Origin of the sequence: Kluyvera sp. CHPC 1.251, assembly GCF_036759945.1 — a bacterium.
GTDB classification, from domain to species: Bacteria; Pseudomonadota; Gammaproteobacteria; order Enterobacterales; family Enterobacteriaceae; genus Kluyvera; species Kluyvera sichuanensis.
The window spans coordinates 232,923-257,866 of sequence record NZ_JAPKIC010000005.1 but is presented as its reverse complement, the minus strand read 5'-3'; the positions used below and the strand labels follow the sequence as shown (position 1 = coordinate 257,866).

Annotated in this window: 23 protein-coding genes, 1 pseudogene and 1 other annotated feature; of the genes and pseudogenes, 14 read left to right on the top strand and 10 right to left on the bottom strand. The window is 54.4% G+C overall.

The window, feature by feature from the left end; all coding sequences use genetic code 11:
• Positions 1 to 44: 44 nt before the first annotated feature.
• The 3 genes from V6940_RS12370 to ettA all read right to left on the bottom strand — a co-directional run bounded on the left by V6940_RS12370 (position 45) and on the right by ettA (position 4,961).
• Entirely contained in the window at positions 45 to 1,718 is a 1,674-nt protein-coding gene (locus tag V6940_RS12370; protein WP_333496058.1) for a polysaccharide biosynthesis/export family protein, read from the bottom strand.
• A 30-nt stretch (positions 1,719 to 1,748) separates the two neighbouring features.
• A complete protein-coding gene (locus V6940_RS12365) occupies positions 1,749 to 2,918 on the bottom strand; it encodes a capsule biosynthesis protein (protein ID WP_442910815.1) in 1,170 nt (389 codons plus the stop codon).
• Positions 2,919 to 3,293: 375 nt separating this feature from the next.
• Complete coding sequence (gene ettA / locus V6940_RS12360) at positions 3,294 to 4,961, bottom strand: energy-dependent translational throttle protein EttA (RefSeq protein WP_185668266.1); 1,668 nt, start codon at positions 4,959 to 4,961, stop codon at positions 3,294 to 3,296.
• Positions 4,962 to 5,178: 217 nt separating this feature from the next.
• On the opposite strand from ettA, the gene sltY reads away from it, so the two are divergent.
• A complete protein-coding gene (sltY, locus tag V6940_RS12355; protein ID WP_333496057.1) occupies positions 5,179 to 7,116 on the top strand; it encodes a murein transglycosylase in 1,938 nt (645 codons plus the stop codon).
• A gap of 63 nt (positions 7,117 to 7,179) precedes the next feature.
• Complete coding sequence (trpR, locus tag V6940_RS12350; protein WP_185668268.1) at positions 7,180 to 7,503, top strand: trp operon repressor; 324 nt, start codon at positions 7,180 to 7,182, stop codon at positions 7,501 to 7,503.
• A gap of 16 nt (positions 7,504 to 7,519) precedes the next feature.
• Here trpR and yjjX read toward each other — a convergent pair whose 3' ends face one another.
• The gene (yjjX, locus tag V6940_RS12345; protein WP_333496056.1) at positions 7,520 to 8,038 is read right to left on the bottom strand and encodes an inosine/xanthosine triphosphatase; all 519 of its coding nucleotides are present in this window, start codon (positions 8,036 to 8,038) and stop codon (positions 7,520 to 7,522) included.
• 53 nt (positions 8,039 to 8,091) lie between these two features.
• Between yjjX and gpmB the strand changes: the two genes are divergently transcribed.
• On the top strand, positions 8,092 to 8,739 hold the full coding sequence (gpmB, locus tag V6940_RS12340; RefSeq protein ID WP_333496055.1) for a 2,3-diphosphoglycerate-dependent phosphoglycerate mutase GpmB: 648 nt from the start codon (positions 8,092 to 8,094) through the stop codon (positions 8,737 to 8,739).
• On the opposite strand, the gene robA is transcribed toward gpmB, so the two are convergent.
• A complete protein-coding gene (gene robA / locus V6940_RS12335) occupies positions 8,736 to 9,605 on the bottom strand; it encodes an MDR efflux pump AcrAB transcriptional activator RobA (RefSeq protein WP_333496054.1) in 870 nt (289 codons plus the stop codon). The genes gpmB and robA overlap by 4 nt on opposite strands.
• A gap of 211 nt (positions 9,606 to 9,816) precedes the next feature.
• Between robA and creA the strand changes: the two genes are divergently transcribed.
• Positions 9,817 to 10,308: a protein CreA gene (gene creA / locus V6940_RS12330; protein WP_333496053.1), complete on the top strand. Its 492-nt coding sequence runs from the start codon at positions 9,817 to 9,819 to the stop codon at positions 10,306 to 10,308.
• Positions 10,309 to 10,347: 39 nt separating this feature from the next.
• Here creA and arcA read toward each other — a convergent pair whose 3' ends face one another.
• On the bottom strand, positions 10,348 to 11,064 hold the full coding sequence (gene arcA / locus V6940_RS12325; RefSeq protein WP_015966004.1) for a two-component system response regulator ArcA: 717 nt from the start codon (positions 11,062 to 11,064) through the stop codon (positions 10,348 to 10,350).
• Positions 11,065 to 11,160: 96 nt separating this feature from the next.
• On the opposite strand from arcA, the pseudogene yjjY reads away from it, so the two are divergent.
• The 7 genes and pseudogenes from yjjY (at position 11,161) to V6940_RS12295 (ending at position 17,959) form a co-directional block, all read left to right on the top strand.
• Positions 11,161 to 11,302 (top strand): annotated as a pseudogene (gene yjjY, locus V6940_RS12320) (protein YjjY).
• 399 nt (positions 11,303 to 11,701) lie between these two features.
• Complete coding sequence (locus V6940_RS12315; RefSeq protein ID WP_333496052.1) at positions 11,702 to 12,388, top strand: tRNA/rRNA methyltransferase; 687 nt, start codon at positions 11,702 to 11,704, stop codon at positions 12,386 to 12,388.
• 142 nt (positions 12,389 to 12,530) lie between these two features.
• Complete coding sequence (gene thrL / locus V6940_RS22770; protein WP_442910814.1) at positions 12,531 to 12,662, top strand: thr operon leader peptide; 132 nt, start codon at positions 12,531 to 12,533, stop codon at positions 12,660 to 12,662.
• Positions 12,601 to 12,718, top strand: a sequence feature (Thr leader region). It overlaps the preceding gene by 62 nt.
• Positions 12,719 to 12,743: 25 nt before the next feature.
• Positions 12,744 to 15,206, top strand: a complete 2,463-nt coding sequence (gene thrA / locus V6940_RS12310) for a bifunctional aspartate kinase/homoserine dehydrogenase I (RefSeq protein ID WP_333496051.1) — start codon at positions 12,744 to 12,746, stop codon at positions 15,204 to 15,206.
• A gap of 1 nt (position 15,207) precedes the next feature.
• A complete protein-coding gene (thrB, locus tag V6940_RS12305) occupies positions 15,208 to 16,137 on the top strand; it encodes a homoserine kinase (RefSeq protein WP_333496050.1) in 930 nt (309 codons plus the stop codon).
• 3 nt (positions 16,138 to 16,140) lie between these two features.
• A complete protein-coding gene (gene thrC / locus V6940_RS12300; protein WP_333496049.1) occupies positions 16,141 to 17,427 on the top strand; it encodes a threonine synthase in 1,287 nt (428 codons plus the stop codon).
• Between the two features lie 196 nt (positions 17,428 to 17,623).
• Positions 17,624 to 17,959 (top strand): DUF2502 domain-containing protein, encoded by a 336-nt coding sequence (locus V6940_RS12295; RefSeq protein ID WP_333496048.1) that lies wholly within the window; start codon positions 17,624 to 17,626, stop codon positions 17,957 to 17,959.
• A gap of 40 nt (positions 17,960 to 17,999) precedes the next feature.
• Here V6940_RS12295 and yaaA read toward each other — a convergent pair whose 3' ends face one another.
• Entirely contained in the window at positions 18,000 to 18,773 is a 774-nt protein-coding gene (gene yaaA, locus V6940_RS12290) for a peroxide stress protein YaaA (protein ID WP_333496047.1), read from the bottom strand.
• Positions 18,774 to 18,839: 66 nt separating this feature from the next.
• The gene (locus V6940_RS12285) at positions 18,840 to 20,270 is read right to left on the bottom strand and encodes an alanine/glycine:cation symporter family protein (RefSeq protein ID WP_333496046.1); all 1,431 of its coding nucleotides are present in this window, start codon (positions 20,268 to 20,270) and stop codon (positions 18,840 to 18,842) included.
• Between the two features lie 252 nt (positions 20,271 to 20,522).
• Between V6940_RS12285 and tal the strand changes: the two genes are divergently transcribed.
• On the top strand, positions 20,523 to 21,476 hold the full coding sequence (gene tal, locus V6940_RS12280; RefSeq protein WP_220440344.1) for a transaldolase: 954 nt from the start codon (positions 20,523 to 20,525) through the stop codon (positions 21,474 to 21,476).
• A gap of 58 nt (positions 21,477 to 21,534) precedes the next feature.
• Here the strand turns inward: tal and V6940_RS12275 are convergent, their stop codons facing one another.
• On the bottom strand, positions 21,535 to 21,744 hold the full coding sequence (locus tag V6940_RS12275; protein WP_333496045.1) for a hypothetical protein: 210 nt from the start codon (positions 21,742 to 21,744) through the stop codon (positions 21,535 to 21,537).
• A gap of 393 nt (positions 21,745 to 22,137) precedes the next feature.
• Between V6940_RS12275 and mog the strand changes: the two genes are divergently transcribed.
• Together mog and V6940_RS12265 are read left to right on the top strand one after the other, a co-directional pair.
• Positions 22,138 to 22,725: a molybdopterin adenylyltransferase gene (gene mog / locus V6940_RS12270; RefSeq protein ID WP_035896213.1), complete on the top strand. Its 588-nt coding sequence runs from the start codon at positions 22,138 to 22,140 to the stop codon at positions 22,723 to 22,725.
• A gap of 125 nt (positions 22,726 to 22,850) precedes the next feature.
• Entirely contained in the window at positions 22,851 to 24,146 is a 1,296-nt protein-coding gene (locus V6940_RS12265; RefSeq protein WP_333496044.1) for an MFS transporter, read from the top strand.
• A 125-nt stretch (positions 24,147 to 24,271) separates the two neighbouring features.
• Here V6940_RS12265 and satP read toward each other — a convergent pair whose 3' ends face one another.
• Positions 24,272 to 24,838, bottom strand: a complete 567-nt coding sequence (gene satP, locus V6940_RS12260; protein WP_333496043.1) for an acetate uptake transporter — start codon at positions 24,836 to 24,838, stop codon at positions 24,272 to 24,274.
• Positions 24,839 to 24,944 lie beyond the last annotated feature (106 nt).

Here is a 24,944-nt window from a genome sequence, read left to right as displayed (position 1 = left end):
TATGATGAGGTCGCGGCGGAATAACCCGCCGCTCTTATCGGGTTTTACAGATCCAAAATCACTTTTGCCGCAACGGCCAACTGGTAAAGGATGGTAGAAATGCCGCGCGTGACCTCGATGTTCTTCGATTCATATTTCGGCAGAACCATAATTTCATCGCCCGCTTTGATGGCATTAACATCGTCGGCGTTTAGCGCTTCGCCATCCTGGCGAATAACGATGATTTTCGACTGCCCGGACTTTTGCGTCAGGCCGCCACATTTTTTAATATAATCATCAACATCAAGCTTCTCTTGCCAGCTGACTGCATTGGGAAACAGCACCGAACCGTGCACCATCACGAGTGACGTTTTCTCTGGGATGGTGACGACGTCTCCATCCTCCAGCAGTACCGAATCGAGATTGCTTTCATTGAGAACGACCTGGCCTTTGGGAACGACGCTGCGGGCTTTAGCCACAAATCGGCTCACCAGCTGTGCTTCCTGGACGCGTAGACGCGCTTCTTCCTGGGTGGCGGACTGGGAGGAGAGGGAAGCCTCTTCCAGCTTCTGTAAGGAGAGATCGAGCATCTCTTTTTGCCGCAGGGCGACGGATTGGCGATACAACTGAATGCTGTCCATCCGCGACATGCTGTTGGTCCTTATCTGCGAGAGCACCTGTTTCATCGTGCTGCCGTAAGGCAAAACCAGCGCGTGCTCGCCGGAATGCGCGCCTTCAATGCGCACCTGGATGGTGCCCGCGTAACGGTCGGAGCTGATAATCAGCTTGTCGCCATCCTGCAGGTTTCTCCCGGCCGCGCTACCCAGCGGGTAGTATTCTGTCCGCTTGACCGTACCCTGCTGGCGCACGATGGTGAAGTGCGTTGAGCCAGGCTTCGGCCGCGCCCAGTTCAGGGCCTCCTGAACGGGAATTGAACCTTCAGAAAACTCGAAGTCGTAGCCGTTATAAACGTCGCCCTCAACGCTAAAAGTCTGTTTTCTGGCGCCAACCACAATGGTATCGCCATCGGAAAACTGTGAGAGCGCCAGCGTGCCGTTAAGCAGAAAATCGTACAAATTGACGCGGGTACGCGTTGATTTTCCGCGTTTTATCGCGATATCGATGTAGCTGCCACGTTCGCTGTCCACGCCTCCGGCTTTGCTCAGATAGGAGAGTAGTGAATCAGACGCCACACCGCCGTAAAGTCCAGGATTTTTGACATACCCGGTGACAAAGACTTTCACCGGCTGAGCCTGCAGCAATGAGGCATATACGTTGACGTTAGACTGGTACACCTCTTTTACCTTGGCGGTGACCAGGCTATTGAGTTGGCTGTTGGCGACGCCGGTGACTTTTAGCGGACCAATATTCGGCACAAAAATATTGCCTTTAGGATCGACCGTCAGCGCGCCGTCGAAAGCAAATGCCCCCCAGAGGCGAACCTGTACGGTATCGCCGAGTCCAATCACGTAGTTAGGGTTAAAGCCGATACTGGCTCCGCTATCTGCTGACGTGCCGGTAAAGAGTTGGGCGCCGAACATCCGGCTATTGGAGGGCAACAGCGGCGGAGGCGGCGTGTTATCAAAACCGCTGGTGTCGGCGGTGCTACCGTTTTGCGGCGTTAGCACAGAAGGGAGTTGGGCCGCGCCGGTCAATTCAGGGTCTGCGGTTACGCCAACGGCAAAAGAGGTGCTCGATTGCAGTAACAGAAATAAGAAAATGAGTGTGGCTCGTTTCATAGAGAATCCGTTTCAGTATTGGCGTTAGCGTCAGTCGCGATGATCTTCAATAATGGTCAGCAGTAATCGGGCTACCCCGTACAACAGGCAGCAGACCAGCAGCCAACTCATCAGCAGGTAAGGGACATTGGGAAACGTCGACTCTTGTGCCAGTTGCGGGGTGCTGATGGTGGCGAGTGTTTTTAACTTTCTGGCGCTTTCTACTCGCGTTTTTTCAAAGGCTTTGAGCGCGAGCGCGTACAGATCGCCTTCAAAAACGGCCTGCGACTTTATCTCTTCAAAATCGGCCGCCATGCTGTTGAGCTTTTTGCCTTCGGGGGCGGTGATCTTGCTTTGTTCTTGATCGATTTGAGATTGCAAAGAGGTGATGGCGTTCCTGGCGCTGACTACCTGCGGCGCATCGCTACGCAGGTAGGTCTGTAGGTTGCGCAGGTCTGCCTCCATTTCAATTTTTTTCGCCAGTAGCGTATTCACCAGCGTGGTGGCCGCTTCCGCAGAGGCCAGCGGATCCAGAATATTGTGGTTGTTCTGATAGGTGATTAACGCTTGTTTGCTGGTGTTTAATCGGGATCTGGCCTGTTGTAGCTGCTCTTCCGCAAACGCCATCTGCTCACGAGATATCTGGTGAGACAGTTCATTGATAAAGCGTTCCGACTCGTTGAGCACAGCGCGGTTAAATTGAAGGGCAAATTCAGGGCTAAACCCCTGCGTCTGGATGGTCAGCAAGCCATTTTTTTCATCATAGTTCACCGAAATGCGCTGGCGATAATAGTCCAGCAGTCGTTCATTCGTAGTCTGTGACGATAAATGATAAAACATATCTAAGCCGCTCTCGCCAAACGCCTTATGGAAATCCAGTTGTTTATCGAGAATATGCATCATATCCGGAGAATTTATATATTCTTTAAGATACAGTGAATCTTCTGCGGATGAAGAGGTTGCCCCCCCTAATAATAGGCCGACGTTCAGGCTGGCACTATCAATATCTGCAGGGCGTTTAACGGCCACTTTTGATTCGCTGATAAACCGCGGTTGGCTGAAGATAAACAGATAAATGAGCAGCAGTAGCATGGGGGCGGCGATCATCACTCGCCACAGGTGACGTTGTATTTCAACGTGCTGCAGTTCGCTGACTATCTTGCGATAGTTTTTTGTTGATGTTAGTAATATCGCCGAAATGCGCGGAGAAATTATTTTCATAGCTTCGCTGATTTAAACCTTTTCAATAGATATAAAATAGTTATTATGAATAATCGGTTTACCGTCACGCGTAGCGATAAAGATAGAAAAAATAAGACATGTCAATTCCTTATGAATGTCATTGATTTATTATTTAAATGGCATTGTTATTGCGGGTTTGCTTCGTGAATAAATTAAAGGCGAAGTAGTCTGTTTTATTCGAAGGGATATTTTTAACACAGCTATTAAACTATCTCAATCCTGATGGGAAAGAAATGCGGTGAATGATAATAATCATATTTAAATATAATATTGAATGATCTGGAAATATAAGTGGGGAATTTATTTCTGCACTAAATAAAAGGCGAATAACCGAAGTTATTCGCCTGATGAAGATTACTTGGCGATACGTTTGTACTTGATACGTTTCGGCTCCAGCGCATCAGCGCCCAGCGTGCGTTTCTTATACTCTTCGTATTCGGTGAAGTTACCTTCGAAGAACTCAACCTTACCTTCGTCCTGGTAGTCCAGAATGTGGGTGGCAATACGGTCGAGGAACCAGCGGTCGTGGGAGATAACCATCGCGCAGCCCGGGAACTCCAGCAGGGCGTTTTCCAGCGCACGCAGGGTTTCGATATCCAGGTCGTTTGTTGGTTCATCGAGCAGCAGCATGTTGCCGCCAACCTGCAGCAGCTTCGCCAGGTGCAGACGACCGCGCTCACCGCCGGACAGCTCGCCTACGCGTTTGCCCTGGTCGACGCCTTTGAAGTTAAAGCGGCCAACGTATGCACGGCTTGGCATCTCAATGTTGCCAACCTTCATGATATCCAGCCCGCCGGACACTTCTTCCCATACGGTTTTGCTGTTATCCATTGCGTCACGGAACTGGTCAACGGACGCCAGCTTCACGGTTTCACCCAGGGTGATGGTGCCGCTATCAGGCTGTTCCTGACCGGACATCATGCGGAACAGGGTAGATTTACCCGCGCCGTTCGGGCCGATGATGCCGACGATAGCGCCTTTCGGCACGGAGAAGCTCAGGTCGTCAATCAGTACGCGATCGCCGTAGGATTTACGCAGATTGCTCACTTCAACGACTTTATCGCCCAGGCGTGCGCCAGGTGGAATAAACAGTTCGTTGGTTTCGTTACGCTTCTGGTATTCGGTATTGTTCAGCTCTTCAAAGCGTGCCAGACGGGCCTTGCCCTTAGACTGACGGCCTTTAGCGCCCTGACGTACCCACTCCAGCTCTTTCTCAATGGATTTACGGCGAGCCGCTTCCTGAGAGGCTTCCTGAGCCAGACGCTGATCTTTCTGCTCCAGCCAGGAGGAGTAGTTACCTTCCCACGGAATACCTTCACCGCGGTCAAGTTCGAGGATCCAACCGGCAACGTTATCGAGGAAGTAACGGTCGTGGGTAATCGCCACAACGGTGCCTTCGAAGTCGTGCAGGAAGCGTTCCAGCCAGGCCACAGATTCTGCATCCAGGTGGTTAGTTGGTTCGTCGAGCAGCAGCATATCTGGCTTTTCGAGCAGCAGACGGCACAGTGCGACGCGGCGGCGTTCACCACCGGAGAGTTTTTCGATTTTCGCGTCCCAGTCCGGCAGACGCAGCGCATCAGCGGCGCGCTCCAGCTGCACGTTCAGGTTGTGACCGTCGTGCGCCTGGATAATTTCTTCGAACTTACCCTGCTGGGCGGCCAGCTTGTCGAAGTCAGCGTCTGGCTCAGCGTACTTCGCGTACACTTCGTCCAGGCCTTTCAGCGCGTTAACCACTTCGGCAACGGCTTCTTCAACCGATTCACGAACGGTATGTTCAGGGTTCAGCTTTGGTTCCTGCGGCAGGTAACCAATTTTGAGACCCGGCTGTGGGCGAGCTTCGCCTTCGATATCGGTATCGATACCGGCCATGATGCGCAGCAGGGTGGATTTACCGGCACCGTTCAGGCCCAGAACACCGATTTTTGCGCCAGGGAAGAAGCTCAGCGAGATGTTTTTAAGAATATGACGTTTCGGCGGAACCACTTTGCCGACACGATGCATGGTATAAACGAATTGAGCCACGTGGACTTCGCCTCTTTTATAGTGAATAGAGTTTTTCAAAGGCGAAGTGTAGCTGTTTTCAACGTTCAATCCCAGCAGGCAAATTCAGGTGTGCTACGTCGCATATAAAACGTAAAAAAGTGTTCATGGCGTGGCGTATTAGCCGATCAGTCGTTAGCATCAATTTATTACGCGGCATGATGCTGTACTGACGTAACGTGACAACGAGGAAGAGCTTGTGCAAAAAGCCAAACAAATAACGTGGCGTCTGCTGGCTGCAGGGGTCTGTTTGCTGACGGTGAGCAGCGTAGCCCGCGCAGATACCTTGGATCAGCAGCGTAGCCGCTATGCGCAAATCAAACAGGCCTGGGATAACAACCAGATGGATGTGGTCGATCAGCTGATGCCGACCCTGCGTGATTACCCGCTGTACCCCTATCTGGAGTATCGGCAGCTGTCGGGCGACTTGATGAATACGCCGGCGCTGGCGGTGACCAACTTCGTGCAGGCTAATCCTACGCTTCCGCCTGCTCGCACCTTAAGAAACCGCTTTGTGAATGAACTGGCCCGCCGCGAAGACTGGCGCGGTCTGCTGGCATTCAGTCCGGAGAAGCCGGGTACGGTGGAAGCGCAGTGTAACTACTACTATGCCCAGTACTCCGTGGGGGATACTCAGGGGGCCTGGGATGGGGCAAAAACGCTGTGGCTGACGGGGCAAAACCGACCGAACGCCTGCGATAAACTGTTTGGCGCCTGGCGTGCTTCCGGTACTCAGGATCCACTGGCTTACCTTGAACGTATTCGACTGGCGATGAAGGCGGGCAATACCGGTCTGGTGAAAGTGCTGGCGTCGCAGATGCCGTCGCAGTACCAGACCATTGCGGCGGCGATTACCGATCTCGCCAATAACCCGAACAACGTACTGACCTTTGCTCGCAGCACTGGTGCGACCGATTTTACCCGCCAGCTGGCGGCGGTCGCCTTCAGCAGCGTGGCTCGTCAGGATGTTGAAAATGCGCGCCTGATGATCCCTGCGCTGGTGCAGGCGCAGCAGCTGAATGACGAGCAGACGCAGGAATTGCGCGATATCGTCGCCTGGCGCTTGATGGGTAATGACGTGACCGACGAGCAGGCGCGCTGGCGTGATGATGCCATCATGCGTTCGCAGTCAACGTCGCTGATTGAGCGCCGCGTGCGCATGGCGTTAGGCACGGGTGATCGCACAGGGCTCAACACCTGGCTGGCGCGGTTGCCGATGGAAGCTAAAGATAAGGATGAGTGGCGCTACTGGCAGGCCGATCTACTGATGGAGCGCGGGCGCGATGATGAAGCGCGATCGATCCTGCTGGCCTTAATGCAGCAGCGCGGTTTTTATCCGATGGTTGCCGCGCAGCGTCTGGGTGAACCTTACCCGTTACGAGTTGAGAAAGCGCCGGGTACTATCTCGTCGTCGCTGACCGGCGGTGCGGAAATGGCGCGAGTGCGCGAACTGATGTACTGGAATCAGGACAACACCGCCCGTAGCGAATGGGCCAACCTGGTGAGCAGCCGTAGCCAGACGGAGCAGGCCCAACTGGCGCGCTATGCGTTCGATCAGCGCTGGTGGGATCTCAGCGTACAGGCCACGATTGCCGGTAAGCTGTGGGACAACCTGCAGGAGCGTTTCCCGCTAGCCTATAACGACCTGTTTGTGCGCTATACCACGGGGAAAGACGTGCCCCAAAGCTATGCGATGGCGATTGCTCGCCAGGAGAGCGCATGGAATCCGAAGGTGAAGTCACCGGTCGGGGCGAGCGGCCTGATGCAGATTATGCCAGGCACCGCGACCCATACGGTGAAGATGTTTAACCTGCCAGGCTACAGTAATCCCGTGCAACTGCTGGACCCGGAAACCAACATCAATATTGGTACTAGCTATCTGCAGTACGTCTATCAGCAGTTCGAAAATAACCGTATTTTCGCCTCCGCGGCCTATAACGCTGGGCCTGGACGAGTACGAACCTGGCTTGGCAACAGCGCCGGGCGCATTGATGCGGTGGCGTTTATCGAAAGTATCCCGTTCTCTGAGACTCGCGGCTACGTGAAGAACGTGCTGGCCTATGACGCTTACTATCGTCACTTTATGGGGCAGAAAGAGGATGTGCTGAGTAGCAATGAGTGGCAACGACGTTACTGATGCGTAAGACCTGTGTTATGCTTGTACTCGTTTAAGAGTACAAGCATAACATGGTGGCCCGACATGACCCAACAATCCCCTTATTCAGCCACGGTGGCTGAGCAGCGCAACCAGGAGTGGCTTCGCTTTGTGGAGCTTCTGCGTCTGGCGTATACCGATGAGCTTGCGCTGCCGTTACTCAATCTGATGATGACCCCGGACGAGCGTGAAGCGCTGGGAACCCGCGTGCGCATTATTGAAGAGCTGCTACGCGGTGAGATGAGCCAGCGCGAGCTGAAAAATGAGCTAGGCGCGGGGATCGCGACGATCACCCGTGGATCGAACAGCCTGAAATCAGCGCCGGTGGAATTGCGCCAGTGGCTGGAACAAACCCTGCCAAAAACCTAATCAGCTCTCCGGCAGGTTACCGACGATACAGGTCGTTATGGAAGGGGCTAAGTGCCAGCACCACCGCCTGGTGATAGACGCTGCTGCGCGTCAGTACGCCCGCGGTAAATACGCCGATAGCGCCTTCTTTATTGCCAATCTTATCAATGCCGGTGTACTTCGACATCACCGGCCCCAGCGCTTCCCCGGCGCGAACCTGCTCAAGAATAGCTTCTGGCAGCGGTAGGGTGGCGGAGCGGGCTTCCCCACGCTGTTTGCCATCCTCAATGACTACCCAGCTAAAGGTGGCGCCTTCATCGATCCCTGCCTCAATGGCGACCCAAAAATCCGCGTGCGGATGGGCTTCGCGCGCGTTGGCGACGCGGTTGCGTGCACCGGCACGTGTCTCACTGCTACCGAACGGCTGCTCGGGTACACCGGTATCGACGGAAACAGGAGTGATTTGGCAGGATCCTTCACCAAAAATCTGGTCAAATGCGGCAAGAATCGCCTGAATTTTGGCAGGATTGGTGGTAGCAGCGACAACTTGATGCATAATCTACACAACTCAGCTAATAAAATGTCATCGCAGTATAACGGATAAAAAACATGTTACAGGTATATCTTGTTCGCCATGGCGAAACGCAGTGGAACGCCGAACGGCGTATTCAAGGCCAGTCCGATAGCCCGCTGACGGCTAAAGGAGAACAGCAAGCTGTACAGGTCGGCGACCGCGTACGCACCTACGGCATTACGCACGTCATTGCCAGCGATCTGGGCCGTACGCGCCGTACCGCCGAGATCATTGCGGATGCCTGCGGCTGTGGTGTGACGTTCGATGCGCGTCTGCGCGAGCTTGATATGGGCGTGCTGGAGCAGCGCCATCTCGATTCGCTAAGCGCGGAAGAAGAAGCGTGGCGTCGGCTGGTGGTCAACGGTACGCCGGACGGACGCATCCCTGAAGGTGAGTCGATGCAGGAGTTGAGCGTACGCATGCGCGCTGCGTTGGACGCTTGCCTCGATCTGCCTGCGGGTAGCCGGCCGCTGCTGGTGAGCCACGGTATTGCGCTTGGCTGCCTGGTCGGTACGATTCTGGGGCTGCCGGCCCATGCGGAACGCCGCTTACGTCTGCGTAACTGCTCTATCTCAAGGGTGGATTATCAGGAAAGCCTGTGGCTGGCGCCGGGATGGGTGGTAGAAACGGCAGGGGACGTCTCGCATCTGGACACCCCTGCGTTGGATGAGCTACAGCGTTAACGACGAATCGGGATCAGGTACTCGCAGCGCAGCTGAATAGGCGGTTCCTGATTCCGGGCTTCATCCTGCGGGAAGAAGCGCTCGATATCCTGGCCCTTACGACGTGTCAGATTCAGCATCGGCATGCATGTGCCGTACAGGGTCAGGATAAACTCCTGCAGACCCGTTCCCAGCCCTTCATAGGTAAACATCACGTATTCGCCGCCCTCAAGGGTCACCGGATGCGCATTGTTGATATGGCCGTTTGCCAGCTCTGGCGACAGCGCCGTGGTGTAGAACACCTCTTGCTCATCATCTTTTTCCAGGCTCGGGCGCGGCTCATGCAGGCCGTACAGAATTGGCGGAATAGACGGCGAGTTGCCGAGGAAGTCGGTCCAGAATTGAACGCGCATCTGCTGACGGAAATCGGAAATCTCTTCCAGTTTGCAGGTGTAGCTTTGGGTGATCCCCACCAGATGGGTGGTTGGCAGCGTGATGAACTCGTATTGCGGCATCGCAAACTCACCCAGGCGCAGCGGCGGACGCATACCGAACGAGCTCCAGTCCGGAGAACGGCGGTATAGTGCTGGCGTTAACGCAAACTGTTTCTTAAACGCGCGGGTAAAGGTTTGCTGGGAGTCAAAACGGTATTGCAGGGCAATATCCAGGATAGGGCGCGCGGTTAAACGCAGCGCAACGGCAGATTTAGACAGACGGCGAGCGCGGATATAAGCGCCGATAGCATGGCCGGTAACGTCCTTGAACATACGTTGCAGGTGCCACTTGGAATAACCCGCTTTTGCCGCCACATTATCCAGCGATAAAGGCTGATCTAAATGCCCTTCCAGCCAAACGAGGAGATCGCGAATAATTCCAGCCTGATCCATAAAATGCCCTCATCCTTAATTTCGTAGGTGCCTGTTACCAAAGTAGCGGATAATAGCATCTTTTGCTGTTTTAGCATTCAGTGTTTTTTTTATGCATAAGTGCGTTTTTACATGAAAAATCAGGCTGATTTTTGTAAAGCTGTGATCTTTAAATACTTTCCTGGCTGATGTTGAATAATTCTTCAATGCAATCGACGAAAATGGTAACAATATGAAATACAAGAAATTAATGGCTGGTCTGTTATTAAGTCTCTCTAGCCTGGGCGCTCACGCTGAGCAGATTGGTTCTGTTGATACGGTTTTCAAAATGTTTGGCCCCGATCATAAAATCGTGGTGGAAGCTTTTGACGATCCGGACGTCAAAAACGTGACCTGCTATGTGAGCCGTGCCAAGACCGGTGGCATCAAAGGTGGGTTGGGGCTGGCGGAAGATACTTCCGATGCCGCTATCTCCTGCCAGCAGGTTGGGCCGGTGGAGCTGAGCGATAAAATTAAGAACGGCAAAGCGCAGGGTGATGTGGTCTTTAAGAAGCGTACATCGCTGGTGTTTAAATCACTGCAGGTCGTTCGTTTCTACGATGCGAAACGTAACTCATTGGCCTACCTTGCCTATTCCGACAAGGTGGTTGACGGGTCGCCGAAAAATGCCATTAGCGCAGTCCCTATCATACCGTGGGCTGCCGCGCCTTCCGAGGTAAAATAGAGACAAAAAAAACGGCGCTGAATGCGCCGTTTTGTTCTCTTATTCCTGCAGCTCGCCGCAGAAGCGGTAACCTTCGCCGTGGATTGTGGCGATGATTTCCGGGGTATCCGGCGTAGACTCGAAATGCTTACGGATGCGACGAATGGTCACGTCAACCGTACGGTCGTGTGGCTTAAGCTCACGGCCGGTCATTTTCTTCAGCAGTTCAGCACGAGACTGAATTTTGCCTGGGTTTTCGCAGAAGTGCAGCATCGCGCGGAATTCGCTACGCGGCAGCTTGTACTGCTCACCGTTCGGGCTCACCAGAGAGCGGCTGTTGATATCCAGTTCCCAACCGTTGAACTTGTAGCTTTCTACGCTACGACGTTCTTCGCTGACGGTACCCAGGTTCATGGTACGGGACAGCAGGTTACGCGCACGGATAGTCAGTTCGCGTGGGTTAAACGGTTTGGTGATGTAATCATCTGCACCAATTTCCAGACCGAGGATCTTGTCGACTTCATTGTCGCGGCCGGTCAGGAACATCAGAGCGACGTTCGCTTGTTCACGCAGTTCGCGCGCCAGCAGAAGGCCGTTTTTACCTGGCAGGTTGATATCCATGATCACCAGGTTGATGTCATTTTCAGACAGGATCTGATGCATTTCCGCGCCATCGGTCGCTTCGAACACATCGTAGCCTTCTGCTTCGAAAATACTTTTTAACGTGTTGCGTGTTACCAACTCGTCTTCAACGATAAGAATGTGCGGGGTCTGCATGTTTGCTACCTAAATTGCCAACTAAATCGAAACAGGAAGTACCAATAGTCCCTGACCTGCCTGATGCATGTCGAAAATTAACATGATCGGCGTAACATGACTAAAGTACGTAATTGCGTTCTTGATGCACTTTCCATCAACGTCAACAACATCATTAGCTTGGTCGTGGGTACTCTTCCCTCTGGACCCGACAGTGTCAAAAACGGTTGTCATCCTAACCATTTTAACAGCAACATAACAGGTAAAGAGGCACCAGACCGCCAATAAACCTACGCTTCGTTGACATATATCAAGTTCAATTGTAGCACGTTAACAGTTTGGTGAAATCATCACTCTGGAATGATAACGCCTATCACATTTTTTCCACAACTCAAGTAGTTGCACAGGTTAACTGATAAATGTGGTGAATCCAATTGTTATTGTTCTATGGTAATGAAAATAGTTCGTATAAACATAGAGATATATCACTTCTGTTAACATAACTAATTGATAATTTCGCCCTGAATAGTTTAGCTTCTTTTATATGTTATGAAACATCATTTCATTGATTTTTGTTGCATTTTTGTAAATTCGCGCTGCGCAATATGTTGAAGTACATCACATTATTGCTGCTGACAGGAAATTAAGAGAACTTTAAATGCGCTTATCTATTGTGCTGGTTTCTCCAGCAAGAGCTGAAAATATCGGCGCTGCCGCCCGAGCAATGAAGACCATGGGATTCCACGATTTGCGTATCGTGGATAGCGTTGCGCACCTCGAGCCAGCAACCCGCTGGGTAGCTCACGGTTCGACCGATATCATTGATGGCATCACCTGCTACCCAACACTTGCGGAAGCGCTGCACGACGTGGACTTTACCGTTGCCACCACCGCCCGCAGCCGTGCCCGTTTTCACTACTACGCTACGCCGCAGGAGCTGCTGCCGATGCTGGAGGAAAAAGCGCAGTGGATGGGGCACGCCGCGCTGGTCTTTGGCCGCGAAGACTCGGGGTTAACCAACGAAGAACTGGCGCTGGCCGATGTGCTGACCGGCGTGCCAATGGTCGCTGATTATCCCTCGCTGAACCTGGGGCAGGCGGTGATGGTTTATTGTTATCAGCTCTCCTCGCTGTTACAAACCGCGAACCCGACGGCAACGGAAGGTGACGAGAATCAGCTGATTGCGTTAAGGGCACGTATCACTGCTTTGCTGGCGCGCCTGGATGTCGCCGGAGATGTAAAAATGGCTGACTGGCTGCAACAACGTATTGGCTTACTCACGCATCGAGATACGGCAATGTTGCATCGTTTGCTGCATGATATTGAAAAAAATATGCCAGAGTAAAACTCTGTCATCATGTTTACGTATGGTGTTATGCCCCAACATTTTGCTTAACTTATGGCTGTTGTGGTGGTTTATCGGTGGTTGTTTGGGCTGATGTGAACTGATTGCGGAACGTGACGAAGTTAAAAATTCATTGACTTAGATGGACAGATACTTTAACCAATATAGGCATACAGACAGAGAAATAACAGAGCACACAACATCCATGATTCGCATCAGCAGCATTATGACCATTACCACCACCACTATTACCACAGGTAACGGTGCGGGCTGACGCGTACAGGAAACACAAAAAAAAGCCCGCACCTAAACAGTGCGGGCTTTTTTTTCGACTAGTGATCAAGGGGTAAAAACCATGCGAGTCTTGAAGTTCGGCGGTACATCAGTGGCAAATGCGGAACGGTTTCTGCGTGTTGCCGATATCCTGGAAAGCAACGCCAGGCAGGGGCAGGTAGCAACCGTGCTCTCTGCCCCGGCAAAAATCACTAACCACCTCGTGGCGATGATTGAAAAAACCATTGGTGGCCAGGATGCGCTGACCAATATCGCCGATGCCGAACGCATTTTTGCTGAACTGCTTCAGGGACTCGCTAACGCCCAGCCCGGTTTTCCGCTCGCCGACCTGAAAGCCGCCGTCGAGCTGGAATTCTCCCAGATTAAGCACATCCTGCACGGTATCAGCCTGCTGGGTCAGTGCCCGGACAGCGTCAACGCAGGGCTTATCTGCCGCGGCGAGAAGCTGTCGATTGCCATCATGGCTGGCCTGCTGAGCGCACGCGGCCACAAAGTCACCGTGATTAACCCGGTTGAAAAACTGCTGGCCGTTGGCCACTACCTTGAATCTACTGTCGATATTGCTGAATCCACCCGCCGCATCGTGGCAAGCCAGATTCCATCAGACCACATGGTGCTGATGGCGGGCTTTACCGCCGGTAACGAGAAGGGCGAGCTGGTGGTGCTGGGGCGTAATGGCTCCGACTACTCTGCTGCCGTGCTGGCCGCCTGTTTACGCGCCGACTGTTGTGAAATCTGGACCGATGTTGACGGGGTCTACACCTGCGACCCGCGCCAGGTACCGGATGCGCGCCTGCTGAAGAGCATGTCGTATCAGGAAGCGATGGAGCTCTCCTACTTCGGCGCCAAAGTTCTCCACCCTCGCACAATTGCCCCCATCGCCCAGTTCCAGATCCCTTGCCTGATTAAAAACACCGGTAATCCTCAAGCACCCGGTACGCTTATCGGCGCCAGCAGCGATGATGATTCTCTTCCGGTGAAAGGGATCTCTAACCTCAACAATATGGCGATGTTTAACGTCTCTGGCCCTGGCATGAAAGGCATGGTGGGCATGGCAGCGCGCGTGTTTGCGACCATGTCTCGCGCCGGTATCTCGGTGGTGCTGATTACCCAATCATCCTCCGAATACAGCATCAGCTTCTGCGTGCCGCAAAGCGACTGCGCGCGGGCGAAGAAGGCGATGGAAGACGAGTTCTATCTGGAGCTGAAAGAAGAGTTGCTGGAGCCGCTGGCCATCATGGAGCGTCTGGCGATTATCTCCGTGGTTGGCGACGGTATGCGTACGCTGCGCGGCATCTCGGCGAAGTTCTTTGCCGCGCTGGCCCGCGCCAATATCAATATCGTGGCGATTGCTCAGGGTTCTTCAGAGCGCTCTATCTCCGTGGTGGTGAACAACGACGACGCGACGACCGGCGTGCGTGTGACCCATCAGATGCTGTTTAACACCGATCAGGTGATTGAAGTGTTCCTGGTGGGTGTTGGCGGTGTTGGTGGCGCGTTGCTGGAGCAGATCAAACGCCAGCAGGCGTGGTTGAAGAAAAAACATATCGACCTGCGCGTGTGTGGCGTAGCGAACTCCCGTGCGCTGCTGACCAGTGTCCATGGCCTGAATCTTGAAAACTGGGAAGCTGAGCTGGCGGAAGCCAAAGAGCCGTTCAACCTGGGCCGTCTGATTCGCCTGGTGAAAGAGTATCACCTGCTGAACCCGGTGATTGTTGACTGCACCTCAAGCCAGGCGGTGGCCGATCAGTACGCCGACTTCCTGCGTGAAGGTTTCCACGTGGTGACGCCGAACAAAAAGGCCAACACCTCGTCGATGGATTACTACCATCAACTGCGCCATGCTGCCGGGCTGTCGCGCCGTAAGTTCCTCTACGACACCAACGTTGGCGCGGGGCTGCCGGTGATTGAAAACCTGCAAAACCTGCTCAATGCGGGTGACGAACTGCAGCACTTCTCCGGGATTCTTTCCGGCTCGCTGTCGTTTATTTTCGGTAAGCTGGACGAGGGGATGAGCCTCTCCGAAGCCACGGCGATGGCGCGCGGAATGGGCTATACCGAACCGGACCCACGTGACGACCTCTCCGGGATGGACGTCGCGCGTAAGCTGCTGATTCTGGCACGTGAAACCGGGCGCAACCTCGAGCTGAGTGATATTGTGGTCGAGTCCGTGCTGCCGGACAGCTTCGATGACTCGGGTGATACCGAAAGCTTTATGGCGCGTCTGCCGCAGCTGGACGATGAATTTTCCGCTCGCGTGGCGAAAGCGCGTGATGAAGGCAAAGTGCTGCGCTATGTTGGCAACATCGAAGAGGACGGCGTGTGCCGGGTGAAAGTGGCCGCCGTCGATGGCAACGACCCGCTGTATAAAATCAAAAATGGCGAGAACGCGCTGGCGTTCTACAGCCGCTATTATCAACCGCTTCCGCTGGTACTGCGCGGCTATGGCGCCGGTAACGATGTGACGGCGGCAGGGGTATTTGCCGACCTTCTTCGCACGCTGTCATGGAAGTTAGGAGTTTAACATGGTTAAGGTTTATGCCCCGGCTTCCAGTGCCAATATGAGCGTCGGGTTTGATGTACTGGGTGCGGCCGTGACGCCGATTGACGGCAGTCTGCTGGGCGATAACGTATCGGTTGAGGCGGCTGACCGCTTCAGCCTGCAAAATCTGGGGCGCTTTGCGGACAAGCTGCCGAGCGACCCGCATGAAAACATCGTTTATCAATGCTGGGAGCGCTACTGCCAGGAGATTGGCAAGAACGTGCCGGTGGCGATGACGCTGGAAAAAAATATGCCGATCGGTTCAGGTCTGGGTTCCAGCGCCTGTTCCGTGGTCGCCGCGCTGGTGGCGATGAACGAATTCTGCGGTAAGCCGCTGGATGAAACCCGCATGCTGGCCTTGATGGGCGAGCTGGAAGGGCGTATCTCCGGCAGCGTGCATTACGATAACGTCGCACCGTGCTATCTGGGTGGTATGCAGTTGATGATTGAAGAGAACGATATCATCAGCCAGCAGGTGCCGTGCTTCGATGATTGGCTTTGGGTGCTGGCCTATCCAGGCATTAAAGTGTCGACGGCGGAGGCGCGGGCCATTCTGCCAGCGCAGTACCGCCGTCAGGACTGTATTGCTCACGGTCGCCACCTGGCAGGTTTTATTCATGCCTGCTACTCCCGTCAGCCTCAGCTGGCGGCGAAACTGATGAAAGACGTGATTGCTGAGCCTTACCGTACCAAACTGCTGCCGGGCTTTAACGAAGCGCGTCAGGCGGTTGCCGGTATTGGCGCTATTTCCTGCGGTATCTCCGGTTCCGGGCCAACGCTGTTTGCCCTGTGTGATAAAACGGAAACGGCGCAGCGCGTGGCGGACTGGCTCGGCCAGCATTATCTGCAGAATCAAGAAGGCTTCGTTCATATTTGCCGGCTGGACACAGCGGGCGCACGAGTAGTGGGATAACCGATGAAACTCTATAACTTAAAAGATCACAATGAGCAGGTCAGCTTTGCGCAGGCTGTGACTCAAGGGCTTGGCAAACACCAGGGGCTGTTCTTCCCGCACGACCTGCCGGAATTCAACCTGACCGACATTGATGACCTGTTGACCCAGAACTTCGTCACCCGCAGCGCGAAGATCCTTTCTGCGTTTATCGGTGATGAAATCCCGCAGGCTGAGCTAGCCGCGCGTATCGGCAAGGCGTTCACCTTCCCGGCACCGGTTAACAAGGTGCAGGAAGACGTCGGCTGTCTGGAGCTGTTCCACGGCCCAACCCTGGCGTTCAAAGACTTCGGCGGCCGTTTTATGGCGCAGATGCTGACTCTTATCGCAGGCGACAAGCCGGTGACGATTCTGACCGCGACCTCAGGCGATACCGGTGCAGCCGTGGCGCATGCTTTCTACGGCTTGCCGAACGTTAAAGTGGTGATTCTGTATCCACGCGGCAAAATCAGCCCGCTGCAGGAAAAACTGTTCTGTACCCTGGGCGGTAACATTGAAACCGTGGCGATTGACGGTGACTTCGATGCCTGCCAGGCGCTGGTCAAACAGGCCTTCGACGATGAAGAGCTGAAGGTCGCGCTGGGCCTTAACTCCGCTAACTCCATCAACATCAGCCGTCTGCTGGCGCAGATTTGCTACTACTTTGAAGCGGTGGCGCAGCTACCGCAGGAAGCACGCAATCAGCTGGTGGTTTCCGTACCAAGCGGTAACTTTGGCGACCTGACCGCAGGCCTGCTGGCTAAGTCCCTGGGCCTGCCGGTGAAACGCTTTATTGCAGCCACCAACGCCAACGACACCGTGCCGCGCTTCCTGCAGGACGGCAAATGGGCGCCAAAGGCGACTCAGGCTACGCTGTCGAACGCTATGGACGTCAGCCAGCCTAACAACTGGCCGCGCGTTGAAGAGCTGTTCCGTCGTAAAATCTGGCGTCTGAACGAGCTGGGCTATGCGGCGGTGGATGACGAAACCACCAAAGCGACCATGCGCGAACTGCAAGGACTTGGCTACACTTCTGAGCCACACGCGGCGATTGCCTATCGTGCGCTGCGTGACCAACTGCAGCCAGGCGAGTACGGTCTGTTCCTCGGCACCGCGCACCCGGCGAAGTTTAAAGAGAGCGTCGAAGAGATTCTGGGCGAAACGCTGCCGCTGCCAAAAGCGCTGGCAGACCGCGCCGACCTGCCGCTGTTATCACACAACCTGCCGGCTGATTATGCTGAGCTGCGTAAGCTGATGATGAGCAAAGCGTAATTTCTCCGTTTCCCCCTTTCTAAGCGAAGGGGGAAATAGGGAGAAATTATGCAGGGATTCGGCAGGGAAAAAGGAGGAATTCCCAATAAATGCGGGGCCTCAGAATATAGGATTGCGGACAATAACAAGCTGAGTTTCACCGCAGTAAGCTTTGTTTATCGGCCATATTGGCGAATGATGAACAAAGGAGTTACCTATGTTAAAACCTGCGATGTTAGCACTGGCAATGCTATTGGCGGCTCCGGTTATGACACAGGCCGCAGAGATTACTCTGCTGCCGGCAGTGACGCTGCACATTGGCGATCAGGATAATCACGGCAACTATTGGGATGGCGGACACTGGCGTGACCATAGCTGGTGGAAGGATCACTATGAATGGCGCGACAACCGCTGGCATGCTCATACGCCACCGCCGCCACACTATGATAACCGCTGGCACGACGATCATCATGGCGATCGCCATGACGGTTGGGATCACAACGATCGTGGCCATGGCAACGATCATCGCCCGCCGCCAAATGACCATCACTAACCTGTAGCCCGGCGTCGCTTTGCTCGGCCGGGCTACTTTATTACTGCTCGTGGCGCTTGAAGACGAGTTCTTCAGCGCTCGAGCTTTCCGCATCGAAGAAATACCCTTCGCTATCAAACCCGGTCAATTGCTCCGGCTTGCTCAGACGATTTTCAATGATGTATCGGCTCATCAGTCCGCGCGCTTTTTTGGCGTAGAAGCTGATCACCTTGAATTTGCCGTTCTTCTCGTCGAGGAATACCGGTTTGATAATACGGCCTTCAAGCGCTTTCGGTTTCACCGAGCGGAAGTATTCGTCCGAGGCCAGATTAATCACCACATCGTCGCCCTGTGCTTCTAGCGCAGCGTTTAGCGTTTTGGTTATCTCATCGCCCCAGAACTGGTAGAGATCTTTGCCGCGTGGGTTCTCAAGACGAATGCCCATTTCCAGACGATAAGGCTGCATCAGATCCAGCGGGCGCAGTACGCCGTACAGGCCTGAGAGCATCCGCAGGTGCTGCTGAGCAAAATCGAAGTCCGCCTCGCTGAAGGTCTCCGCCTGGAGCCCGGTATAGACATCGCCTTTAAACGCCAGAATCGCCTGACGTGCGTTATCAGGCGTGAAATCCGGGTGCCAGTCGTGGAAGCGGGTGGCGTTGAGGTCAGCGAGTTTGTCGCTAATGCCCATCAGCGCCTTTATCTGCGGTGCGGAGAGCTTACGCGCTTCGCGGATAAGCTGCTGGGAGTGCTCCAGCAGCGCGGGCTGGGTAAAGCGTTTGGTGGCAAGCTCGCTTTGATAATCGAGCGTTTTGGCCGGGGAGATCAGAATCAGCATATCCAGTCCTTGCAGAAAATTTCACGCAACTTTAACAAAAAAACGGCGCAAAGTGATCGATTGCTGTCATTGGCGCGGCGGTTGATCCCAACTCTCCGGCGCCAGCTGCTGGGCGATTTCCGGATAATAATCAGGGTCAAACACCGGCGTTACGCCGAGCTTACGCTGGCGCAGATAGTCCAGCGCAATAATACGCACCACCGGCGAGAGCAGCAGAATGGCCGTCAGGTTGGTGATGGCCATCAGCGCCATAATCACATCCGCCATCTGCCAGACCACCGGCAGACTCAGCAGACTCCCCAGCACCACCATCGACAGCGTTGCGATGCGCAGCAGCCAGATTGCCCACGGCTTATCCCAGCGTAAAAAGATCAGGTTGTTCTCAGCGTAAATGTAGTTCGCCACAATGGAGGTGAAGGCGAACAGTATCATGACGATGGCCACAAAGCTGGCACCCCATTCTCCGACTAACACGCTCATGGCGTGCTGGATGAGCTGAATACCGTCATAGCTGGTGGTTTTCGTGCCATGGCCAGCCAGCAGAACCACCATGGCGCTGGCACTACAGATAACGATGGTATCAATCAGCACGCCAATCATCTGCACAATCCCCTGTGCCGCTGGGTGCGGAGGGAACGATGCGGCAGCGGCAGCGGCATTGGGCGTTGAGCCCATACCGGCTTCGTTGGAGAACATGCTGCGCTGAAAACCGCTGGTGATGGCCTGGCTCACGGTGTAGCCCGCTGCCCCGGCCGCCGCTTCCTGCCAGCCAAAGGCGCTGCGGATAATCAGATTGATGATGGAAGGGAGCTCGACAATGTGCCACAGCGTAATCAGCAGACACGCGACCACCCACAGCAGCGCCATGCACGGCACCAGCCACTGACTAAGCCGCGCGGCCCCTTTCAGCCCGCGCACAATGACCAGCAGAGCGATAAAGGCCATGACCACGCCGGTCACCCCGCCGGGGACGTTAAAGGCATATTGCAAAGCGTGCGCCGTGGAGTTGGCCTGCACGGTATTAAAGATTAACCCGTAGGCCACGAGCAGGAACAGTGAGAAGATCACGCCCATCCAGCGCATTCCCAGCCCGCGAGACATATACCACGCCGGGCCGCCGCGAAACTGTCCTTTGGCGTCGCGCTCTTTGTAGAGCTGGGCAAGTGAGCACTCTGCGAAGCTACTTGCCATGCCGATAATCGCCGCTACCCACATCCAGAACACGGCACCAGGGCCGCCGATGGTGATCGCCAGCGCGACCCCGGCCAGATTGCCGCTGCCTACGCGCGCGGCGAGACTAATACACAGAACCTGAAATGAGGTCAGCCCACCTTCACGTGGAGCCAGGCTTCTTTTCAGACTTTTGCTAAACTGACGGATGTAGCGAAACTGGATGTAGCCGGTTCTCCAGGTGAACCAGATGCCGCACCCGAGGAGCAGGTAAATCATTACCGAACCCCACAGTATCTCGCTAATAAAAGACAGGAAATCAGGCATTAAACGTCCTCTTGTCTATGCCGAAACTGGCGGCTGCTCCCGGGAAGGTCACGTTCCTTCGCACGATTCAATTCAGCCAATGTAAGCGTTACCACAATAAGGGTAGAGAATCTCACCCCTCAAAGTTTGATGCTTCAGTTTATCATACTCTGCGGTCTGGCGATGTCGGCGGTTGCGCTGAGGAAGGGGCGTGATATTATCGGGGCAGACCGGTTACATCCCCCTAACAGCTGTTTAAAGAGAAACACTATCATGACGGATAAATTGACATCTCTGCGTCAGTACACAACCGTAGTGGCTGACACCGGAGACATCGCAGCAATGAAGCTGTATCAGCCTCAGGATGCGACAACCAACCCTTCCCTGATTCTGGGCGCCGCGCAGATCCCTGAATATCGCAAACTGATTGATGATGCGATTGAGTGGGCGCGTAGCCAGAGCAGCGACCGTGCTCAGCAGGTTGTGGATGCCACTGATAAACTGGCCGTCAATATCGGCCTGGAAATTCTGAAGCTGGTCCCTGGCCGTATCTCTACCGAAGTCGACGCACGTCTGTCCTACGACACCAACGCGTCTATCGCTAAAGCGAAACGTCTGATCAAAATGTACAACGATGCTGGCATCAGCAACGATCGTATCCTGATCAAACTGGCTTCTACCTGGCAGGGTATCCGCGCAGCGGAGCAGCTGGAAAAAGAAGGTATCAACTGTAACCTGACGCTGCTGTTCTCCTTCGCTCAGGCGCGTGCTTGTGCTGAAGCTGGCGTGTTCCTGATCTCCCCGTTCGTGGGCCGTATTCTGGATTGGTACAAAGCCAATACTGATAAGAAAGAGTACGCACCAGCGGAAGATCCAGGCGTGGTTTCGGTTAGCGAAATCTACCAGTACTACAAGCAGCACGGTTACGAGACTGTCGTTATGGGCGCAAGCTTCCGTAACATCGGTGAAATCCTGGAGCTGGCTGGCTGTGACCGCCTGACCATCGCCCCTGCGCTGCTCAAAGAGCTGGCAGAAAGCGAAGGCGCTCTGGAACGTAAACTGACCTATACCGGCGAAGTGAAAGCGCGTCCAGACCGCATCACCGAATCCGAGTTCCTGTGGCAGCACAACCAGGATCCAATGGCGGTTGATAAACTGGCGGAAGGTATCCGTAAGTTTGCCATCGACCAGGAAAAACTGGAAAAAATGATCGGCGACCTGCTGTAATTCAGCCAGGTAGCATGACAACAGCCCGCTTCTCTAAAGAGAGCGGGCTGTTTTTTTATTAATGCTGGAGGGAGGGAAGTTCTTCTGCGCTCACGCCGGTCATTTCGATGATATCGGCCGCTGGGATACCTTTTTCGAGCATCGCCCGTACAATCTTACGCGACGTTTCGCGTTCCCCGGTTTGGATACCCTGCTGTAGACCTTGCTGCATACCTTGTTGTATTCCTTCGATGCGTCCTTCCTGCTTTAGCTGCTCTGCTAATGTCATGAGTTCGTCTCCAACAGTGGTGCGCGCTGCGCCATTTCGTACAGCAATGTGCGGGCATCCTGCGCTTCTCCCGCCTGAAGCATGTAGTTTACCAGCGCGATGACCGGTTGTCCGCTGATGTGGTTCCGGGTTAGTAATCCGGCGAGTTTGTCGAGAAACCGTGTGAGGTCGTGAGGCGTAGGCGTCCTGTTTTTTCACATATCCAACCTTCCGTGGAAGCATTTGGCCGGAGTCTGCCACCATCACTCTCGATACGATAGCGAATCGTTATTTGGCTTTTTCATTTTGCGGCGCGCCTCGGGAAACCCGACGGATAACCTGTTTGGGGTCTTAGTATTGCCGCCCATTCGCGTGTATTATTCTGCTTAACGCTACGGTTTTAACGGAATAATCATGAACACTTTACGCATTGGCTTAGTTTCTATCTCTGACCGCGCTTCCAGCGGCGTTTATCAGGACAAAGGCATTCCGGCACTGGAAGAGTGGCTGGCATCGGCGCTGACGACCCCTTTTAAGGTGGAAACCCGCCTGATCCCTGATGAGCAAACCATTATTGAGCAAACCCTGTGTGAGCTGGTGGATGAGATGAGCTGCCACCTGGTGCTGACTACCGGCGGTACTGGTCCGGCGCGGCGCGATGTGACTCCGGATGCGACGCTGGCGATTGCCGACCGCGTGATGCCGGGCTTTGGCGAGCAGATGCGTCAGGTGAGCCTGCACTTTGTCCCGACAGCCATTCTTTCCCGTCAGGTGGGCGTTATCCGCAAGCAGGCGCTGATCCTCAACCTGCCGGGTCAGCCAAAGGCGATTCAGGAGACGCTGGAAGGGGTGAAAGACGCTGACGGTAAGGTACTGGTGAACGGTATCTTTGCGAGTGTACCGTATTGTGTACAGTTGCTGGAAGGGCCATACATTGAGACGAACAGCGATGTGGTAGCAGCTTTTCGCCCTAAGAGCGCGCGTCGCGAGACTTTATCCTGAATGTGATGCTTTTCTGACATAACCTATCATTCCTCTGGAGTGCGATAGGGTTTACGGTATAGTCATTTTTGCTTTACACAAATCGTAAACTTATATCAACAGCTCGACTTTGCGAATGGTTTGTTATGTCACATTACACCCGACCTCTGAATCGACAAGATTATAAAACACTGACGCTGGCGGCATTAGGCGGCGCGCTGGAGTTTTATGACTTCATCATTTTCGTCTTCTTCGCCGCTGTCGTCGGAGAACTCTTCTTCCCGTCTGATATCCCCGAGTGGCTGCGCCAGGTGCAGACCTTTGGCATCTTTGCCGCAGGCTACCTTGCTCGTCCGCTGGGCGGCATTATCATGGCGCACTTCGGCGATCTGGTCGGGCGCAAAAAGATGTTCACCCTTAGCATTCTGCTGATGGCGGTGCCAACGCTGGCGATTGGCCTGCTGCCGACCTTTGCTACTGCAGGGCTGGTCGCACCGCTGCTGCTGTTGCTGATGCGTATTTTGCAGGGGGCGGCAATCGGCGGGGAAGTGCCGGGGGCCTGGGTGTTTGTGGCTGAACATGTGCCCGCACGCCGTATCGGCATTGCCTGCGGTACGCTGACCGCGGGGCTGACGGTGGGGATCCTGCTGGGCTCTGTGGTGGCGACGCTGATTAATACCCAGCTCTCCGCGCAGGCGATTCATGACGGCGGCTGGCGTATCCCGTTCCTGCTGGGGGGTATCTTCGGCCTGGTGGCGATGTATCTGCGCCGCTGGTTGCAGGAAACGCCTATTTTCCTGGAAATGCAGCAGCGAAAAGCGCTGGCGCAAGAGCTGCCGATTAAATCTGTTGTCCTCAAGCACAAACAAGCGGTGGTGGTTTCGATGCTGCTGACCTGGCTGCTGTCGGCGGGCATTGTGGTGGTTATCCTGATGTCGCCGGTCTGGCTGCAAAAGCAGTACGGCTTTGCCCCGGCGCTGACCTTACAAGCCAACAGCGTGGCGACGATTATGCTCTGCGTGGGTTGCCTGCTGGCAGGGTTAATTATTGACCGCGTCGGGGCCAGTAAAACCTTTATGGTTGGCAGCGTCCTGCTCGCCTGCTCAAGCTGGTTCTTCTACCATCTCGCAGGAACGCATCCTGAACAGCTGTTCTTGCTCTACGGGTTAGTGGGGCTGTGCGTTGGCGTGGTGGGCGCGGTACCGTACGTCATGGTGCGCGCTTTCCCGGCGGAAGTGCGTTTTACCGGAATTTCCTTCTCTTACAACGTCTCCTACGCCATCTTCGGCGGCCTGACGCCAATTGCTGTCACCATGCTGATGGGCGTATCGCCGATGGCGCCAGCCTGGTATGTACTGGCGCTGTCGTTGATAGGTCTCGGTTTAGGCGTCTGGCTGCGTAAAGAGCTACCCGCAGAAAACCGTAGCCCGGCCGAGGCGTAAGCCGACGCCGGGGTATAGGAGTGACGGGGAATCGCGCATATGGTGAGGAATTAATAATCCCAGGAACAGTAGTTTTCAGGTAAAAAAAACGCCGGACAGGCCGGCGTTTTAGAATGAGACGAGGATTAGTGCTTTTCACCAATCGGCAGCACGGTGCGACCGAACTGCTCGTTCAGTACTTCACCCATTGCCAGGTAAACGGCACTTGCGCCGCAGATCAGGCCAATCCAGCCAGCGACATGGATAATCGCTTCGTTGCCGTTGATGTTGCCAATCGCCAGCAGGGCGAACAGTACGGTCAGGCTCAGGAACACGAACTGCAGCATACGTGCCGCTTTCAGCGTACCGAAGAACATGAACAGCGTGAACACGCCCCACAGACCCAGGTAGGCGCCGAGGAACTGTGCGTTAGGTGCGTCGGACAGACCCATCTTCGGCAGCAGCAGAATAGCGACCAGCGTCAGCCAGAAAGAACCGTAAGAAGTGAATGCGGTCAGACCGAAAGTATTCCCTTTTTTGTATTCCAGCAGGCCCGCGAAAATCTGCGCGATACCGCCGTAAAAAATACCCATTGCGAGAATAATACCGTCGAAAGCAAAGAAACCCGCGTTATGCAGGTTCAACAGAATGGTGGTCATGCCGAAGCCCATCAGGCCCAGCGGTGCCGGGTTAGCCAACTTAGTGTTGCCCATAATTCCTCAAATCATCATTGAATGGTGAAGTTCTCTCCCCAAATTCGGGGGCGCGGCATCATAATCATGGGTAAACCCGCTGTCTATGATCTGAACGGGTGAAAAT